Consider the following 19,067-nt stretch of genomic DNA (forward strand, 5'->3'; position numbering starts at 1 on the left):
ATTACTGGCGGATGACGATGGTTCCTGCCAACTTATCGTGCCAACCTTGGGACTTGCGCTTATCAAAAATACCGACCAAGCCCAACCCTAGCGAACAGATATTTAACAAATAACCAAAGTAACGCACCAGACATTGCGCACCCGTTAATGGCTCATAGGTTTTCGCATCAACGATATGCAGTGATAACAACATCTTACCGGGGGAAGAATCCGATAAACACCAGAACCCGACAAAATACAGAAAAGGCACACACACCAATAGCACGGTAACATCTGCCAGCAATATCCGCTCTTCCTCACCCACCTGCCATGTACTGCCTTCCACCAGCAGCAAGGTAAACATAATCAGCAACCCCACCAACATCCAGTCGAATAGGGTCGCTAACAGCCGCATCCGCACATCGGCGCAAACGGGGTAGGCTTTGGAAAAACGATGATGAGAGGGCAAGGGCATCCGCCCTGCACATCCGCCTGAGTAGCCCACTTCCGCAGCAGGCGCATTTACTGTTTCGTTACCTTTCATGTAACGACACTCCTTGTCATAGTGAAACATTCGCTACACCAAAGTATAGACAAACGCGCCAAGGTTGCCGTTAAATTCCGCCCATATTGAGGTATTTCAACTCCATGTACTCATCCAACCCGTATTTAGAACCCTCACGCCCCAGCCCGGAACTTTTCACCCCGCCAAACGGTGCAACTTCCGTCGACACAATGCCGGTATTGATCCCGACCATACCGTATTCCAGCGCCTCAGCAACACGCCACACCCGTCCAATGTCACGCGCATAAAAATACGAAGCCAAGCCGTACTCGGTATCATTCGCCATCTGAATGGCTTCAGCTTCGTCCTTAAACTTGAACAACGGCGCAACCGGGCCGAAAATTTCCTCTTTCGCCACCCGCATGGTCGGCAATACGTTGGTCAACACAGTGGGCTGGTAAAATGTACCACCCAATTCGTGCCTACGCCCCCCACCGACCACCATTGCGCCAGCGGAAACCGCATCTGCCACCAAGGCTTCTACCTTGCACACTGCCGCTTCATCAATCAGCGGCCCTTGGCTTACTCCAGCATCCAAACCGTTGCCGACTTTCAAACTAGCTACGGCTGCTGCCAATTTTTCGGCGAAAGCATCATACACACCGGCTTGCACCAAAAAACGGTTGGCGCACACACAGGTCTGCCCCGCATTACGGTATTTGGAAACGATAGCCCCTTCGACCGCTGCATCCAAATCGGCGTCGTCAAACACCATGAAAGGCGCATTACCACCCAATTCCAAGGACAGCTTTTTCAAGGTCGGCGCACACTGCTGCATGAGCAACTTGCCCACTTCGGTGGAACCCGTAAAGGACAGCTTGCGCACTACCGGGCTAGCCGTCAATTCGCCACCGATAGCCACTGGGTTGCCTGTTACCACGTTGAATACACCGGCAGGAAGCCCCGCCTGCTCACCCAAGACAGCCAAGGCCAATGCCGTCAGCGGGGTTTGTTCTGCCGGTTTACAGACCATCGTGCAACCCGCCGCCATTGCAGGCCCCAGCTTGCGGGTAATCATTGCTGCCGGAAAATTCCACGGGGTAATTGCCGCGCACACCCCAATCGGCTGTTTGATGACCAACAGACGCTTACCTGCCTGCGGGGAGGGAATGACATCGCCATACGCCCGCTTACCCTCTTCCGCAAACCAGTCGAGAAAAGCCGCTGCGTAAGCAATCTCGCCCCGTGCTTCCGCCAAGGGCTTGCCCTGCTCAGAAGTCATCAGCAGCGCCAAATCATCCTGATGTGCCAACATCAATTCTGCCCAGCGTCGCAAAATACGTCCGCGTTCTGCTGCCGTTATCGCACGCCACGCAGGGAGAGCTGTTTCCGCTGCGGCAATGGCTTGACGGGTTTCCTCTGCCCCACAATTCGGTACAGTCGCCAGCACCTCCCCGGTTGCCGGGTTACGCACGGCTAAGGTTTTACCCGTTTCAGCAGCTACCCACTGACCGTTGATGTAGCACTGGGAACGGAATAGTTCCGTGGCTTGCAGTTTCAGCATGGCAAACTCCTTTTCACAGATGGAAGGCAGGTAAAGTGTAAGTGTCCGGCAAGCCAAACGCTTCCGGGTAATTGACATGGACGAAATACAACCCGGCAGCAGGCGCTGTCACCCCCGCAACACTACGGTCACGCAAGGCCAACAGTTCCGTCATCCATGCTATAGGCCGTTCCCCTGCACCAACTTTCAGCAGTGAGCCGACAATATTCCTGACCATGTGGTGCAAAAACGCATTCGCCACAATGTCCACGTACACATAATCCTGTTCGCGCTGCACCTGCAATTCGATGATCTCGCGCACGGCATGGCGTGCTTGGCAACCGGCAGCGCGGAAGCTGGAAAAATCCTGCTCACCTACCAACACTTGCGTGGCTTCATGCATGGCCTCCGCATCCAGCGGATTGTGTTGCCAGCACACCCGTTTCTGCAACAACGCTGGGCGAGCTGCCCGATTGAGAATGATGTAACGGTAACGGCGCGAACGGGCAGAAAAACGTGCATGGAAATCATCCGCCACGGGTTTTATCCAGCGCATGGCAATCCCATCCGGCAGATTGACGTTCGTACCGAACAGCCACCCCCGTTCGGGGCGCTGCGCCGTGGTTTCAAAGTGAATCACTTGCCCAATGCCGTGAACGCCCGTGTCAGTACGTCCTGCGCACACCACGCTGACAGGTTGCGCAGCCACCTTGGAAAGTGCTTGCTCCACATGCTCCTGCACGGTGGGTGCATGGCTGAGGCGCTGCCAACCATAGAAGGGGGTTCCATCGTATTCGATACAGGCTGCAAATTTCATCGGTTCGGGTTCGCGGTTACAAATAAAAAAGGCCGGGTAGACCGGCCTTTATAGCGGGAAAGCAGCGATTCCTCAACCTGTCTGATGCAACAGGACTTCGGCTTCGCGGCGTTGGTCGTCATTACCCTCGACCATAACCTCTTCCAGTGTACTGCGTGCGCCTTCGATGTCACCCATGTCCAGATAGGCACGCGCCAAATCCAGCTTGGTGCTGATGTGCGCTTCGTGCAGATCAATTTCCTCATCCGGGAAATCGAGGAACGACAATGCATCATCAATATCACCCAACCAATCCTGACCTTCATCACCCACGGCTGGGGCGTAGAAGGTATCTTTCGGCAGGATGCGGTTAACATTGGCGCTATCCAGATGCAGATTCAGGTTAGTTGCAGGCGCTGTGCTGGCAGCTTTAACAGGAGCGGCCTCTGGCATATTGGCAGCTACACCGGAAGCGATAGCAGCACTATGATCTTCCATGTCGTCGGTGATGAAGTCCAACAGGTTGTCATCATCCTGCACCCCTGCGTGGCTATCAGCGACTGCCGCACTGGGCACAGCAGGCTTGGCCTCGGTTTCGTCCATATCCAGATCAAATGGATAATCCATGTCCAGATCAAAGTCATGGGCATCATCCACACTGTTATCTACAGCAGCAAGGTCAGCACTTGGCACTGGTGGCGCAGAAACAGCCGGTTGCGCAGCAGGACGCTCGTCATCCCGTAACAGTTTATCGAGGTCAATGTCGTCAAAATCTAACTCACCAAGGTCAAGATCGCCGAGATCGTCCATTGCCGACAATGGAGTTTCTGTTGCTGTCGTATCAAGCTGGTTGAGACCTGCATCGAACGCATTTGTTTTGGCAACAGGATCAGGCTTGTTGTCATCAGCAAGTGCTACAGATGCCGCAACAGCAGCAGCGACACCGCCCAAAGCAGTGGCGGCGGCAGCCGTCCCAGTGCCGACGAAGCTCTTTCCATCCCGATACAGCACGTTATCTGGACTGATCTTGCGCCCCCATTCGAGGATACCTTTCCACAGGTTTTCCTTACCCTTGCCATCCATAACCGCGAATTGTTCTGCCTGACGGTCAAACGCTTCACGGTTATTGGCAACGAAATAGCATTCCAGCAACTTGTGGCGGTATTCCAATTTTTCAGGGTTACGCTCAATGCCTTTCTTCAGCTCACTTTCGGCCTGTTGGTACAAACCATAAGCAATGTAGACGTTTGCTTCCGTCAGCAAATCATCTTCTTCGGGATGCTCAGCCGCTCCCGTCAAACGCTGCCCACCTGCCGCAGTTGGAGTATTCCCGGTGTTGCTTGCAGGAGTTTTAGGTGTTTCACCCCAAGCACTGCCGCCGTCCAGACCGAACGGGTCAGTCTCAGGCTCTGCGGTGTAACGTTCGCCTTTGGCATCGGCTTTGCCCAGCTCGCTTTCCAGTGAAACCAGATCAAAATCATCGCCCGCTATGTCGTGATCGACAGGTGGATCCATCCCCGCCGATAAATTGCTCTTTTTACCACGCGCAGTGCCATCATCCGTGGATTTGCGGCGACGCCCCAACAACCACAGCAACAACAACAGTGCCAAAGAACCTGCGCCAATCTTAAGCGCCAATGGAGAAGTTAACAGCCCCAGAAGGTCATTATCATCTTGCTGGTCGGCAAAGACAGGAGATGGCGCCTTGCTTCCTTTACCCGCATCACTGACAACGGGCGCAACAGGCACAACAGGAGGTGTCGGCGGTGTGGATTTTACTACCGGCGGAGCCAACGGTGTAGGAGGCGTAGGCACTGGTGGAGTAGCAGGCGGCGTACTGCCTACAACTGGCGTAGGCTGCCCTGTCGTGGCGGATGGTGGCGTACTGGTTGCAGGGGTTGTTGGAACCGCTGGCGCGGGCTTTGAACCATTCGCATTCGGGCTGCTAGGCTGTTGCTGACCGCGCAATACTTCATCTGCCGTTTTACCGGCAACATTAGCCATGTGCGTCTGAATGTCTTTGCCCTGATCCGTTGGCGCAGGCGTCACCGCAGGTATGTTAGGCTGTACGGTTTGCGTCCCCATACCACTGCTTGGCTCAGCCACATCCCCTAAGGCTTCCGTCTTGATGCCATTATCTGCCAGTTGCTTTTGCAACCCGGCAAGCTGCTCATTACGCAAGTCAATCAGGCGGTTTTTCTTGCTCATCATGGACTCAAGGTCAGTAACCCGTGACTTGAGTTCATCATTCTCTTTCTGGCGAGTAGCGAGTGATTCGCGTGCCAAGGAAAGTTGTTTTTCGAGGTCGGTCAGCTTCGCATTGCCTGCTGCAACCGCTGCACTGCTAGCCACTGGCTGGTCTTTCTTGGAACCCAATACTTCCAACCGCGCTTTATCAGACTGCGCTGGCGTCACTGGGGTAGCCTTGTCAGCAGGTTTAGCGGCTGTAGCCTGTGTTTTAGCCGCAGGCGCTGTAGCTGTTGACTTCTGCGGAACCGTATTTTTCGCTAAGGTCTTACGGAATTCACGCCATTCGGCATTTTGTTGGCGAATTTGGCGACGTGCCTCAGCCCGCGTCGTAGACCCAACATCACCGGCTGATGGCGCTTTGAGGTTCACGCCAGAACGCAGGTTATTGATGTTGCGGCTAATGAAAGCGCCCGGATTGGCACGGAACAGCGCCATCATCATCTGCTCATTGCTAAGCCCCGGACGCTGGAGGCGCGAAGCCACCCTGAACAAGGTATCACCTGGCTTGACGCGGTAAGTGTTACGCCCGCTGGCTGCTGACGCAGCCTGTTGCGCGGGTGCTGCACTTGCTTGGGCGTCTGGTGCTGACGGACGGCGTACTGTCCCGGCAGATTTTGGCTCTGCCCGCACTGCCGCTTCGCCACCTGCCACGGTATTACCCGGTTGCAGCATCACAGGTGGGTCGAGCATGACCGTATATTCTTTTAGCAACTGACCTTGGGGCCAGCTTACTTCCAACAGGAAATTGACGAACGGCTCCTGCATTGGTGAATCAGATGTCACCAAAATAACTGGCTTACCGCCCTGCACTGTCGGGGTAAAATGCAAATTAGCCAGAAAATCGGGGCGCGCAACACCGACCCGGTTAAATACATCCGGGGAAGCGAGGCGTACCTGAATTTGGCTGGCATCCGCTGGGGCTGATGATAGCAGCTCAATTCTGGCGCGAAGTGGTTGGTTAAGGTGAGAACTGGACTCAATGTCTCCAAGCCCTAAGGCACTGGAGGCCGCAGGATAAGCTCCAGCGATAAATACAGCTAAGCTCAATGCCTGTTTATTCACTGCAATTCCCCTTGTATCGGTACGATAGTGGCATCCCTGATTCATCCTGTCTGATCATATTTTAGTAAGCCCTTTTTATTATGGATGAACAGTGGTTCTGGTTCTTGTTTCTTGGTTGGAACTATATATCAGTACGTTATGGCACGCAATCTTGCACCAAGCTTAGCCCCGGACACTGGGTAAAAGTACTTCATGTCCAGGTACATTGTCAGCAATAGCGAATTAATTCCCGCTTAACCGTATTTTATAGATAATCGCGGATTAATACTTCAGCTATCTGGACACTGTTCAGCGCAGCGCCCCTACGTACATTGTCTGCCACCACCCATAAGTTCAGGCCAGCCGGACAAGAAATATCCTCACGGATCCGCCCGACGTACACAGCATCATTCCTCACTGCGTCTGTCACAGGTGTCGGATAGCCCCCTGGCACATGTTCATCCATTACAATTATGCCGGGCGTACTACCCAAGATTCTGCGTGCTTCCACCGCCGTCAGTTGGCTTTCAGTCTCGATATGAACCGCTTCCGAATGCCCGAAAAAGACTGGCACACGCACGGCGGTCGGGTTCACCTGAATACCGGGAAGCCCCATCACCTTGCGGGTTTCCCACACCATTTTCATCTCTTCCTTGGTATAGCCGTTCTCTAAGAAAACATCAATGTGAGGAAGCAAATTAAAGGCGATTTGTTTAGGATAAACTTTGGCCTCAACGGGGCGGGCATTCAATAACTGTGCTGCCTGCTGCGCCAATTCTTCAACACCTGCCCTGCCAGAGCCAGAAACAGACTGATAAGTGGCTACATTTATCCGAGTAATGGTGGCAACGTCATGCAGGGGCTTGAGGACAATCAACATTTGCGTCACACCACTGCCGGGGTTAGCAATGATGCCTCGCTGCGTGTATTGCGCAATGGCTTGCGGGTTGACTTCCGGCACGACTAACGGCACGTCGTCGTCGTAACGGAAGCAAGTACTGTCGTCAATCACCACGCAACCCGCCGCAACCGCTAGCGGCACGTATTCAGCAGCAATCTCTTCGCTGGCAGCAAACAAGGCAATTTGCACACTGGAGAAGTCGAAGCCTGCCAGTTCTTCGACATCCAGCGATTTATTGCCAAAATCGACATCCTGTTCGCCATCGGTTTGATATTCCAGCGCGTAAACCTTACCGAACGGGAACTTGCGTTTTGCCAGCACGTCCAGAATGGCTTCACCCACCAAACTGGTCGCGCCGACCACCGCGATATTGTAAGTCTTGGTCATTATTTAACCTTGCAAGGCGGCAACAACAGCATCACCCATTTCCACCGTGCCTACCTTGCGGCAACCTTCGGTGTAAATGTCGCCAGTACGCACGCCAGATGCCAGTACCTGTTTCACTGCCCGCTCAACGCGCTCAGCCAGTTCTGGACGATGGAGGCTGTAACGCAGCAACATGGCTACGGACAGGATGGTTGCCAGCGGATTAGCAATGCCTCGGCCTGCGATGTCAGGCGCAGAACCGTGGATAGGCTCGTACAGGCCGCACGCAGAGGAATTCAACGACGCAGACGGCAACATGCCGATAGAGCCGGTCAGCATCGCCGCAGCGTCAGATAGCACGTCACCGAACAAGTTACTGGTCACGATCACATCAAATTGCTTAGGTGCGCGTACCAATTGCATTGCAGCGTTATCGACGTACATGTGGCTGAGTTCGACTTCGGGGTATTCCTTGCCGACTTTTTCAACGATTTCGCGCCACAGTTCGCACACTTCCAGCACGTTAGCTTTGTCGACGGAACACAGGCGCTTGTTGCGCTTCATCGCGGTTTCAAAACCGACGCGGGCAATGCGTTCGATTTCGGATTCGGTGTAAGTGGCAGAGTTGAAACCTTGGCGCTCACCGTTTTCCAGCACACGGATACCACGCGGCTGACCGAAATAGATACCGCCGGTCAGTTCGCGCACGATCATGATGTCCAACCCTGCAACCACTTCAGGCTTGAGGGTGGAAGCGGAAGCCAGTTCTTCGTACAAGATTGCCGGACGCAGGTTAGCAAACAGGCCGAGGTCAGCACGGATGGCAAGCAGGCCGCGTTCTGGACGCAATGGGCGGTCGAGTGTGTCGTATTGCGGGCCGCCAACAGCGCCGAGCAGAATGGCGTCAGCTTTTTGTGCCAACGCACGGGTGGAATCCGGGTACGGCTGGCCTTCTTTGTCGTAGGCAATGCCGCCGATATTGGCGTATTCCAACTCTAGGGACAGGTTGCCTTCTGCGGTGAAGACGTTCAGTACTTTAACGGCTTCCGCCACGATTTCAGGGCCGATGCCGTCACCGGGCAATACCAGAATTTTGTGTGTCATAATTTTCAAACCAACCAAATCATAAATAATTTTAGAATAACCAAGGCGCTGCTTGCTTACGCTTCGTTTCATACGCACGGATGTCGTCGGCGTGTTGCAGCGTCAAGCCAATGTCGTCCAAACCGTTCAGCAGGCAATATTTGCGGAATTCGTCAATGCTGAAACCAAACGCTTCACCACTGGGTGTTACCACTTGCTGTTCCGCCAGATTGACAGTCAACTGGTAGCCTTCGGTCGCTTGGGCTTCGCGGAACAATTGGTCGATGGTTTCAGCAGGCAAAGTCAACGGCAGCAAGCCATTCTTGAAGCTGTTATTGAAGAAAATGTCCGCGTAACTGGGGGCAATCACCGCACGGATACCGTAATCGGTCAGCGCCCACACTGCATGTTCACGGGAAGAGCCGCAGCCGAAGTTTTCACGCCCCAATAATACCGAAGCACCTGCATAACGCGGGAAATTCAGCACGAAATCGGGGTTGGGGGTACGCTTGCTATGATCCATCCCCGGTTCGCCCGGTTCGAGGTAACGCCAGTCATCAAACAGCGTGGGGCCGAAGCCAATACGCTGAATAGATTTCAGGTATTGTTTGGGAATAATCGCATCTGTATCGACGTTGGAACGGTCGAGCGGGACTACCAAACCCGTGTGTACAGTAAACTTTTCCATTAGAGCGCCCTCACGTCTGCGAAGTGACCAGTAACCGCCGCAGCGGCTGCCATTGCTGGGCTGACCAAATGGGTACGTCCGCCCTGCCCTTGCCGCCCTTCAAAGTTGCGGTTGGAAGTCGAGGCGCAACGTTCGCCCGGTTCTAGACGGTCAGCATTCATGGCGAGGCACATGGAACAGCCCGGCGCACGCCATTCAAACCCAGCTTCGATGAAGATTTTGTCCAGACCTTCGCTTTCCGCCTGTTGTTTCACCAAACCAGAGCCGGGAACCACCATCGCCAATTTGACATTGGCAGCGACTTTGCGGCCTTTGGCAACTTCAGCGGCGGCGCGGATGTCTTCGATACGCGAGTTGGTGCAGGAACCGATGAACACTTTATCCACCTGCACCTCGGTAATCGGCATATTCGCTTCCAGCCCCATGTATTTGAGCGCGGCGCGAATGGCGTTGGCCTTGACCGGATCAGCTTCATTAGCGGGATCAGGGGTTTTGCCATCGACAGGCAATACCATTTCAGGGGAAGTCCCCCACGTCACTTGCGGTTGGATGCTGGCGGCATCAAGGCGCACTACGCGGTCAAACACGGCATCCGCGTCGGAATGCAGGTCTTGCCATGCAGCCACGGCTGCGTCCCAATCTTGCGCTTGCGGGGCGTAAGGGCGGCCTTTGACGTAATTGATGGTGGTATCGTCCACTGCAATCATGCCAGCGCGTGCGCCGCCTTCGATTGCCATATTGCACACGGTCATGCGCCCTTCCATCGACAAATCGCGGATGGCTTCGCCGCCGAACTCGATGGCGTAGCCAGTGCCGCCCGCCGTGCCGATTTCACCGATGATGGCGAGCACGATGTCTTTGGCGGTTACGCCTGCGCCAACTTTGCCATCGACGCTCACCAGCATGTTTTTCATCTTTTTCTGGATGAGGCATTGGGTCGCCATGACGTGCTCGACTTCGGAAGTACCGATGCCGTGCGCCAGTGCGCCGAATGCGCCGTGGGTAGATGTGTGGGAATCGCCGCAAACCACCGTCATACCGGGTAAGGTAGCACCCTGCTCAGGGCCGATGACGTGGACAATGCCTTGGCGGATGTCGCCGATATTGAATTCGGTGATGCCGAAATCACGGCAGTTGGCATCCAGCGTTTCGACTTGCAAACGGGCTACCGGATCGGTAATGCCGTGTTCCAAGCCGATAGTCGGAACATTGTGGTCGGGAACTGCCAACATCGACGTACTGCGCCACGGTTGACGATTGGCGATTTTCAGCCCTTCAAACGCTTGCGGGGAAGTGACTTCGTGAACTAAGTGACGGTCAATGTAGAGCAAACCTGTGCCATCGGCTTCTTGCCGCACCACATGCGCATCCCAGACCTTATCGTAAAGTGTTTTGCCTGCCACAAAAAACGCCTCTGAAATGATAGATTGGCGGAGGATAGCACCACCGCATGAATAAATAAAATTCATAATTTTCATATCCTGCATTCCAACGTAGAATGCAAAACATGGACATCAATAACCTCAACGCTTTCATCGAAGTTGCCCGCCGCCAATCCTTTTCCTTGGCAGCCGAAGCCTTATTTATCACCCAGCCCGCCATCAGCAAGCGTATTACCTCGCTGGAGAATGAGCTGGGAACACTGCTTTTCAACCGCATCAACCGCAAAGTGACGTTAACGGAAGCGGGGCATACGCTGTTGCCGCGAGTGCATGTATTGCGCAATGAACTGGAAGACATCCGCCGCATTGCCTCCAACCTGTCGGGTAATCTTCACGGTGAGTTGGTGATGGGCACGAGCCATCACATTGGCTTGCACCGCTTGCCGCCCGTGCTAAGCCATTTCAACCTGCACCACCCCGAAGTACGGCTAGATTTACGGTTTGTCGATTCAGAACTGGCTTGCCAATCGGTTGAACGCGGCGATTTGGAAATTGCTGTCGTAACACTGCCCAGCGAACTGCCCGAACAGTTACAAACGCAAAGCATTTGGACAGACCAACTGCACATTGTAACCAGCTGTGACCATCCGCTCCGCCAATTGCCCGAGGTTTCACTGGAAACACTGGTGCAGCACCGTTGCGTGTTACCGGGTAAAGATACCTATACCTACCAGATTATCAGCCAAGCACTTGCCCCTTTCGACAAGCAAATCAATGTCTATCTGACCACCAATTACCTAGAAACCTTGAAAATGCTCGTAACTGCTGGCTTTGGCTGGTCATTGCTGCCGCACACACTGCTGGATGAGGGATTGGTAATCGTAAACACACCACTGCATTTACAACGCCAACTTGGGGTCATATTCCACCGCAAACGCACCTTGTCGAATGCCGCGAAAACTCTGTTAGCCATCCTGCACCAATTTAGCGACACCTAAAAAGCAAAAGGCCAGCACAAGGCTGGCCTTTTTTACCGGGACACTGAATCCAATCAGTCTTCCCGACGGCGGCGGAAGAATGCGGCTGTTGCCAGCAACATGCTCATGATCGCCACACCCCATTCGCTCAAGGTCGGGATTTGCAGGTTCGGTATGAAACCGAAACCAACCGTGATGTTGCTTGCACCACCACCTTGCGGTTCCTCACCCCACTTGAGGTCAATTGGGTTACTGATCACGCTACCGTCCGTTTGCGGCACGCCATTGCTGTCAGTGTTATCGTTATTGTTCGGATCAGAAACAACCATGGTAGGCGCGTAGCCCGGTGGCGGTGTCACTTTGATCAGATACGAACCTTCACTCAAGCTACCGAACAGGTAGTTACCATCCGCGTCCGTGGTTTGTGGCGCAACAACCTTACCGTAGAGGTCAGTGGCAGGCTTACCGCTGGCATCCAACAAGGTAACTGTTGCACCCGGTACGCCCGGTTCCCCAGCATCCTGCTTACCGTTGGCATCAAGGTCGATCCACACCCGCTGACCGAGGGAAACGGCGCGGAAGAAACCACAGTCAAGCGTGCTGTTGCGGCTTTCGTCATCACCGTCCACTTTTGTCCCCGGTTCGGAACCCGGTGACAAGGTAACAGCCGGTGTCATGAATTCACTTCCCGCGACTTTACAGTTGCTGTCCTTGTCGGAAGTGTCATCATCCGCGTCTGCGCCGCCTTTGGTCAGTGAGTAACCATCTTGCGGTTTCACTTTGACAACGTAGTCACCCGGTTTCAGGTTGTCGAACAGGTAGTTGCCGGTAACGTCCGTGGTTACTGGCGCTACCGCTTTCCCGTTGATGTCGGTTGCTGGTGTCGTGCCATCCGCATCGAACAAGGTAATCACTGCACCTTCGATACCTGCTTCCGCGCTGTCTTGCTGCCCATCGGCGTCCGAATCCAGCCAGATTTTGTTACCCAGTGAAACAGGACCGTAGAAGCCGCAGTCAACCGTCATGTCACCGTTGGCATCATCACCGTCAGTGCCCGGTTCCGTACCTGCTGTGAGCGTGAACGGATGGGTTTCGATGGTGCTGTTGAGCGGGTTGACCCGGCAGTTGCTGTCCGTGTCGCTGGCGTCATCATCCACGTCGATACCACCCAACGTCAGGTAGTAGCCTGCCGGTGGTTCCACGGTCACGATGTAGTCACCGTCGTTGAGGTTGGTAAACTTGTATGCACCATCCGCCGCTGTCGTTTGCGCCGCAACAGGTTGACCATCCTTGTCGTTGACGGCATGACCGGCACTGTCAGTCAGTGTGATTTTGGCAGCAGCAAGCCCTTTTTCGGTTCCATCTTGGATGCCATCGCCGTTGGTATCTACCCAGATGCGGTTCCCAACCGCAACAGGTGTACCCGGTTCAACAGGGGCTGGTGGCAGCACACCGAAGTCAACAGTCAGGTTGGAACGTGCATCTTCAGTACCTGCGCCATCATCACCTGCGTTGCCGCTGGCGGTTGGCAATTCACCGGCTGGCTCTTTGTCATCCAGAATGATGTTGTTGGAACACAGGCCATCTTGCAGGTCGTTTTCACCGTTGTCGTTGTTGTCACCATCGGCATTGGCGTCAACTTCATCGCCGCCCGCGCTGGCGGTGTAACCTTTCAGCAAGCCGAGGTCAAAGTTGCCGTGTGCTACGCAGACGCTGTACTCACCAGCAGCAAGGCCGCTGAACACGTAGTAACCTTTGTCGGTCGGCGTTTCGCTAAGGACAATACCATCCTTATCACGCAGTTCCATGACTACGCCGTCTGGCACTGCCATTTCCCCAGCGTCACGCTTGCCGTTGTTGGCGTTGGCGGCAGTACCTGCACCATCGTCAACCCAGACCATGTTGCCGACACTATGGGTAGGTTCAGGCACTGGTTTGTAGAAGCCGCAGTCAACTGAGAGGTTGCTGGAAGTGTTATCGCCGTCATCAGCGGTATCAGGTTCCCCAGCAATGCTCAGGTTGAACGGCGCAGTTTTGCCATCCGCAGCGCAGTTGCTATCGTTATTGGCTGGCACGTCATCAACACCACCCGCGTTAGGTGATGGCTGATAACCTGCTGGCGGTGCAACACTGACGATGTAATCGCCTTCTGGCAGGCCGCTGAACAAGTACTTGCCATCTACATCAGTAATAACAGGCCCGACAGCGATGTCACCCAATACCACAGGGCTGCCATCTTTGGTTAGCAGGGTAACAGTAGCGCCTGCCAATGCCGGTTCGCCCACATCCTGCTTGCCATCCTTATTGGTGTCATCCCAGATGTAATCGCCCACAGAAACGGATGTTGGCGGTGGCGTTGCTTCCTTGTAGAAGCCGCAGTCAACGCTGAGGTTACTGTTGGCGTCAGTGTCGCCGTCGTCAACGGGTTCGCCGCCAACGCTCAGGCTGAACAGGGAGGTTTTGCCGTCCGCCGCGCAGTTGCTGTCGTCGTTGGCTGGTGTGCCGTCGATGTCGCTGACGGCGGTGGTGGCGACGTAACCTGTTGGTGGGACGAATACAACTTGATATTGGCCTTCTGGCAGGTTGCTGAACAGGTATTTGCCGGTGGCGTCGGTGGTGACGGCGGCTACAGCCGTGCCTGTCAGGTCTTTGGCGGGGTTGCCGTCCTTGTCCAGCAGGGTGACTTGTGCGCCTGCCAGTGGGGTTTCGCTTGCGCCTTGCTTGCCATCTTTGTCGGTGTCTTCCCAGATGATGTCGCCAACAGAAACAGGTACTGCCGGTGGTGGGGTGATGCCGAAGTCGATGGTGAGGTTGGAGCGGGCGTCTTCCGTGCCCGTGCCGTCGTTGCCGTCAGCGCCAGTGGCGGTGGCTTCGAGGGTGGGTTCTTTGTCGTCTAAGACGATGGCATTGGAGCAGAGACCTTTGGCGGTGTCGTCACTGCCGTTGTCGTTGCCGTCAACGTCGAGGTTGGCGTCGGCTTCGTTGCCACCAGTGCTGGCTCCATAGCCTTCCAGTATTGCGCCTTTGTCGAAGTTGCTGGCGACGACACAAACGGTGTAGCTGCCTGCGGCGAGGCCGTTGAACAGGTAACGTCCGTCAGCGTCGGTGGTGGCGTTACCCACTACTGCGTTGGTGCTGTCTTGGAGTTCCAGTTTGACGCCCATGGCAGCGGGGAGTTCGCCCACGTCGGCGAGGCCGTTGTTGTCGGTGTCAATCCAGACGCGGTTGCCGAGGCTGTGGGTGGGGGCTGCGGGTTTGTAGAAGCCGCAGTCGACGGTCATGTTGCCGTCCGTGCCGTCGCCGTCAGCAGCGGTATCGGGTTCGCCGCCTGCACTGAGAGTGAATGGCAGGGTGGTGTTGCCGGAGGCGCTGGCGGAGCAGTTGCTGTCAGTGTCAGAGGCATTGGTGTCAACGTCTGCGTCTGCGCCAGTTTTGGTGGCGATGTAGCCTGCTGGGGCAGCGACGGTGATGCTGTAGTCACCTTCTGGCAGGTTGCTGAACAGGTATTTGCCGTCCACGCCGGTGGTGATGGGGTCGATGGCCTTGCCGTCAAGGTCAACGGCTGGTTTGCCATCTTTGTCGAGCAGGGTGACAGTAGCACCTTCTAGGGCTTTTTCACCGGCGTCTTGTGTGCCGTTGTTGTCGGCATCTTCCCAGATGTAGTTGCCGACGCTGACCGGAATTATTGGTTTGGGCGGAATGACGGCGAAGTCGACGGTGAGGTTGGAGAGGGCGTCGCCAGTGCCTGCGCCGTCGTCGCCTGCCGTGCCGCTGGCAGTGTCGGTTTCGCCAGTGGGTTCGTCTGCACCCAAGGTGATGAGGTTGGAGCAGAGGCCGTCAGCGGTGGTGTCAGTGCCGTTGTCGTTGCTGTCAACGTTGCTGTTGGCGTCAGCTTCGTTGCCGCCGGTGCTGGCGCTGTAGCCTGCGAGGGTTGCGCCTGCGGCGAAATTGCTGGCTACCACGCAGACTTGGTAGTCACCGGCTGCGAGGCCGCTGAACAGGTAGTAGCCGTCTTTGGTGGTGGTGCTGGTGATGGCAGCGCCTGCCTTGTCACGCAGTTCGAGGGTGACACCATCGGCGACAACTTTTTCACCGGCATCCAGTGTCCCGTTGTTGGCGTTGGCGGCAGTGCCTGCGCCGTCGTCAACCCAGACTTTGTTGCCGAGGCTATGGGTGGGTTCGGTGGGCTTGTAGAAGCCGCAGTCGACGGTCAGGTTGCCGTTGGTGTCGTCGCCGTCGGCGGCGGCGTCGGGTTCGGCTCCAGCAGTCAGGGTGAAGAGCTGCGTTTGTACCGTCCCGGACAGGGAGGCAGCCATGCAATTGTTATCGGTGTCGGAAGCGTCAAGATCAACATCCACACCACCTTTGGTAAGAACGTAATCTGCCGGTTGCTCAACAAAAATACGGTAATCGCCTTCTGGCAGGTTGCTGAACAGGTATTTGCCATCTGCACCCACGGTAATAGGTGCAAGGACTTTGCCATCCACATCCGTTGCTGGGCGGTCTGCTCCATCGACTAGCGAAACTATTGCACCTTCCAGACCCTTTTCACCAGCGTCTTGTTGTCCATTTTTGTCAGCATCGTCCCAGATATAATTACCAACGCTGACGGGAACTACGGGTTTTGGTGGAGGTGGGATGACGGCGAAGTCGACCGTGAGGTTGGAGAGGGCGTCACCAGTGCCTGCGCCGTCGTCGCCTGCCGTACCGCTGGCTGTGTCGGTTTCGCCAGTGGGTTCGTCTGCACCCAAGGTGATGAGGTTGGAGCACAGGCCATCGGCAGTGGTGTCAGTGCCATTGTCGTTGCTGTCGACGTTGAGATTGGCGTCGGCTTCGTTGCCGCCAGTGCTGGCGCCGTAACCGGCGAGGGTTGCGCCTGCGGCGAAGTTGCTGGCAACCACGCAGACTTGGTAGTCACCGGCTGCGAGGCCACTGAACAGGTAGTAACCGTCTTTGGTGGTGGTGCTGGTGATGGCAGCGCCTGCCTTGTCACGCAGTTCGAGGGTGACGCCATCGGCGACAACTTTTTCACCGGCATCCAGTGTCCCGTTGTTGGCGTTGGCGGCAGTGCCTGCGCCGTCGTCAACCCAGACTTTGTTGCCAAGGCTGTGGGTGGGTTCTGTAGGTTTGTAGAAGCCACAGTCGACGCTGAGGTTGCTATTCGCGTCAGTGTCGCCGTCGTCAACGGGTTCACCGCCAACGCTCAGGCTGAACAAGGAGGTCTTGCCGTCTGCCGCACAGTTGCTGTCGTCGTTGGCTGGTGTGCCGTCGATGTCGCTGACTGCGGTGGTGGCGACGTAACCTGTTGGTGGGACGAATACAACTTGATATTGGCCTTCTGGCAGGTTGCTGAACAGGTATTTGCCGGTGGCGTCGGTGGTGACGGCGGCTACAGCCGTGCCTGTCAGGTCTTTGGCGGGGTTGCCGTCCTTGTCCAGCAGGGTGACTTGTGCGCCTGCCAGTGGGGTTTCGCTTGCGCCTTGCTTGCCATCTTTGTCGGTGTCTTCCCAGATGATGTCGCCAACAGAAACAGGTACTGCCGGTGGTGGGGTGATGCCGAAGTCGATGGTGAGGTTGGAGCGGGCGTCTTCCGTGCCAGTGCCGTCGTTGCCGTCAGCGCCAGTGGCGGTGGCTTCGAGGGTGGGTTCTTTGTCGTCTAAGACGATGGCATTGGAGCAGAGACCTTTGGAGGTGTCGTCACTACCGTTGTCGTTGCCGTCAACGTCGAGGTTGGCGTCAGCTTCATTGCCGCCAGTGCTGGCACCATAGCCTTCCAGTATTGCGCCTTTGTCGAAGTTGCTGGCTACGACGCAGACGGTGTAGCTGCCTGCGGCGAGGCCGTTGAACAGGTAACGTCCGTCAGCGTCGGTGGTGGCGTTACCCACTACTGCGTTGGTGCTGTCTTGGAGTTCCAGTTTGACGCCCATGGCGGCGGGGAGTTCGCCCACGTCGGCGAAGCCGTTGTTGTCGGTGTCAATCCAGACGCGGTTGCCGAGGCTGTGGGTGGGGGCTGCGGGTTTGTAGAAGCCGCAGTCGACGGTCATGTTGCCGTCAGTGCCATCGCCGTCAGCAGCGGTGTCGGGTTCGCCGCCTGCGCTGAGGGTGAATGGCAGGCTGGTGTTGCCGGAGGCGCTGGCGGAGCAGTTGCTGTCAGTGTCAGAGGCATTGGTGTCAACGTCGGCGTCTGCGCCAGTTTTGGTGGCGATGTAGCCTGCTGGGGCAGCGACGGTGATGCTGTAGTCACCTTCTGGCAGGTTGCTGAACAGGTATTTGCCGTCCGCGCCGGTGGTGATGGGGTCGATGGCCTTGCCGTCAAGGTCAACGGCTGGTTTGCCGTCTTTGTCGAGCAGGGTGACAGTAGCACCTTCTAGGGCTTTTTCACCGGCGTCTTGTGTACCGTTGTTGTCGGCATCTTCCCAGATGTAGTTGCCGACGCTGACCGGGATTATTGGTTTGGGCGGAATGACGGCGAAGTCGACGGTGAGGTTGGAGAGGGCGTCGCCAGTGCCTGCGCCGTCGTCGCCTGCCGTGCCGCTGGCAGTGTCGGTTTCGCCTGTGGGTTCGTCTGCACCCAAGGTGATGAGGTTGGAACAGAGGCCGTCAGCAGTGGTGTCAGTGCCGTTGTCGTTGCTGTCAACGTTGAGGTTGGCGTCAGCTTCGTTGCCGCCAGTGCTGGCGCTGTAACCGGCGAGGGTTGCGCCTGCGGCGAAGTTGCTGGCTACCACACAGACTTGGTAGTCACCGGCTGCTAGGCCGCTGAACAGGTAGTAGCCGTCTTTGGTGGTGGTGCTGGTAATGGCAGCACCTGCCTTGTCACGCAGTTCGAGGGTGACGCCATCGGCGACAACTTTTTCACCGGCATCCAGCACCCCGTTGTTGGCGTTTGCGGCAGTGCCTGCGCCATCGTCAACCCAGACTTTGTTGCCGAGGCTGTGGGTAGGTTCGGTGGGTTTGTAGAAGCCGCAGTCGACGGTCAGGTTGCCGTTGGTGTCGTCGCCGTCGGCGGCGGTGTCGGGTTCGGCTCCGCCAGTTAAGTTGAACAGGGCTGTCCTGATATTGCCATCAGCCTGGGCTGAGCAGTTATTGTCGTCGTTGGCAGGGACATCATTTACACCACCCGCATTCAGGGTGGGGATGTAGCCTTTGGGTGGGACAACATTGACGATGTAATCGCCTTCCGGCAAGTTGCTGAACAAGTATTTGCCGGTGGAATCCGTGGTGACGGCTGCAACAACAGTGCCCGTCAGGTCTTTGGCAGGGTTGCCATCTTTGTCCAGCAGGGTAACGGTAGCACCGACTAAGGCTAGTTCACCTGCGGTTTGTTTGCCGTCTTGGTCGGTGTCTTCCCAGATGTAATCGCCCACAGAAACGGGGGTAGGAACAACATTAATGTCGACGCAGGATTTGTCATTGGCTGGGTTTTCATCACCCGTAGCGGCAACCTGCGCACAGTTAGTAATAGCGTCGGCGGCATACGCTGCGGGCAATGCTGCCAACAAACCGACCATGGAAATGCACAAAGAGAGCTTTCTTATTTTCATCGCACTGCCCTAATT

10 protein-coding genes are annotated in these 19,067 nt (G+C 55.9%); 1 reads left to right on the forward strand and 9 read right to left on the reverse strand.

Features of this window, described 5'->3' with window-relative positions; translation table 11 throughout:
* Position 1 precedes the first annotated feature (1 nt).
* The 8 genes from PHE17_RS03920 to leuC form a co-directional block, all read right to left on the reverse strand.
* Positions 2–523 carry an RDD family protein gene (locus tag PHE17_RS03920; protein WP_301014512.1) on the reverse strand — a complete coding sequence of 174 codons (522 nt, stop codon included), beginning with the start codon at positions 521–523 and terminating at the stop codon, positions 2–4.
* Positions 524–593: 70 nt separating this feature from the next.
* On the reverse strand, positions 594–2,048 hold the full coding sequence (gene gabD / locus PHE17_RS03925) for an NADP-dependent succinate-semialdehyde dehydrogenase (protein ID WP_363320062.1): 1,455 nt from the start codon (positions 2,046–2,048) through the stop codon (positions 594–596).
* A gap of 13 nt (positions 2,049–2,061) precedes the next feature.
* Entirely contained in the window at positions 2,062–2,844 is a 783-nt protein-coding gene (truA, locus tag PHE17_RS03930) for a tRNA pseudouridine(38-40) synthase TruA (RefSeq protein WP_301014513.1), read from the reverse strand.
* A 72-nt stretch (positions 2,845–2,916) separates the two neighbouring features.
* Positions 2,917–6,135, reverse strand: a complete 3,219-nt coding sequence (locus tag PHE17_RS03935; protein WP_301014514.1) for a FimV/HubP family polar landmark protein — start codon at positions 6,133–6,135, stop codon at positions 2,917–2,919.
* 244 nt (positions 6,136–6,379) lie between these two features.
* Positions 6,380–7,402 (reverse strand): aspartate-semialdehyde dehydrogenase, encoded by a 1,023-nt coding sequence (locus tag PHE17_RS03940; protein WP_301014515.1) that lies wholly within the window; start codon positions 7,400–7,402, stop codon positions 6,380–6,382.
* Positions 7,403–7,405: 3 nt separating this feature from the next.
* On the reverse strand, positions 7,406–8,485 hold the full coding sequence (gene leuB, locus PHE17_RS03945; RefSeq protein WP_301014516.1) for a 3-isopropylmalate dehydrogenase: 1,080 nt from the start codon (positions 8,483–8,485) through the stop codon (positions 7,406–7,408).
* Positions 8,486–8,516: 31 nt separating this feature from the next.
* Entirely contained in the window at positions 8,517–9,152 is a 636-nt protein-coding gene (gene leuD, locus PHE17_RS03950) for a 3-isopropylmalate dehydratase small subunit (protein WP_301014517.1), read from the reverse strand.
* Positions 9,152–10,555 carry a 3-isopropylmalate dehydratase large subunit gene (gene leuC, locus PHE17_RS03955; protein WP_301014547.1) on the reverse strand — a complete coding sequence of 468 codons (1,404 nt, stop codon included), beginning with the start codon at positions 10,553–10,555 and terminating at the stop codon, positions 9,152–9,154. Before leuC ends, leuD begins: the two co-directional genes overlap by 1 nt.
* Positions 10,556–10,659: 104 nt before the next feature.
* Here leuC and PHE17_RS03960 point away from each other — a divergent pair, with 104 nt between their 5' ends.
* Complete coding sequence (locus PHE17_RS03960; protein WP_301014518.1) at positions 10,660–11,532, forward strand: LysR family transcriptional regulator; 873 nt, start codon at positions 10,660–10,662, stop codon at positions 11,530–11,532.
* A 53-nt stretch (positions 11,533–11,585) separates the two neighbouring features.
* Here the strand turns inward: PHE17_RS03960 and PHE17_RS03965 are convergent, their stop codons facing one another.
* Positions 11,586–19,052, reverse strand: coding sequence for an IPTL-CTERM sorting domain-containing protein (locus tag PHE17_RS03965; RefSeq protein ID WP_301014519.1), 7,467 nt, complete (start codon positions 19,050–19,052; stop codon positions 11,586–11,588).
* Positions 19,053–19,067: the final 15 nt, after the last annotated feature.

This window comes from Thiothrix sp. (genome assembly GCF_028714775.1).
Classification (GTDB): domain Bacteria; phylum Pseudomonadota; class Gammaproteobacteria; order Thiotrichales; family Thiotrichaceae; genus Thiothrix.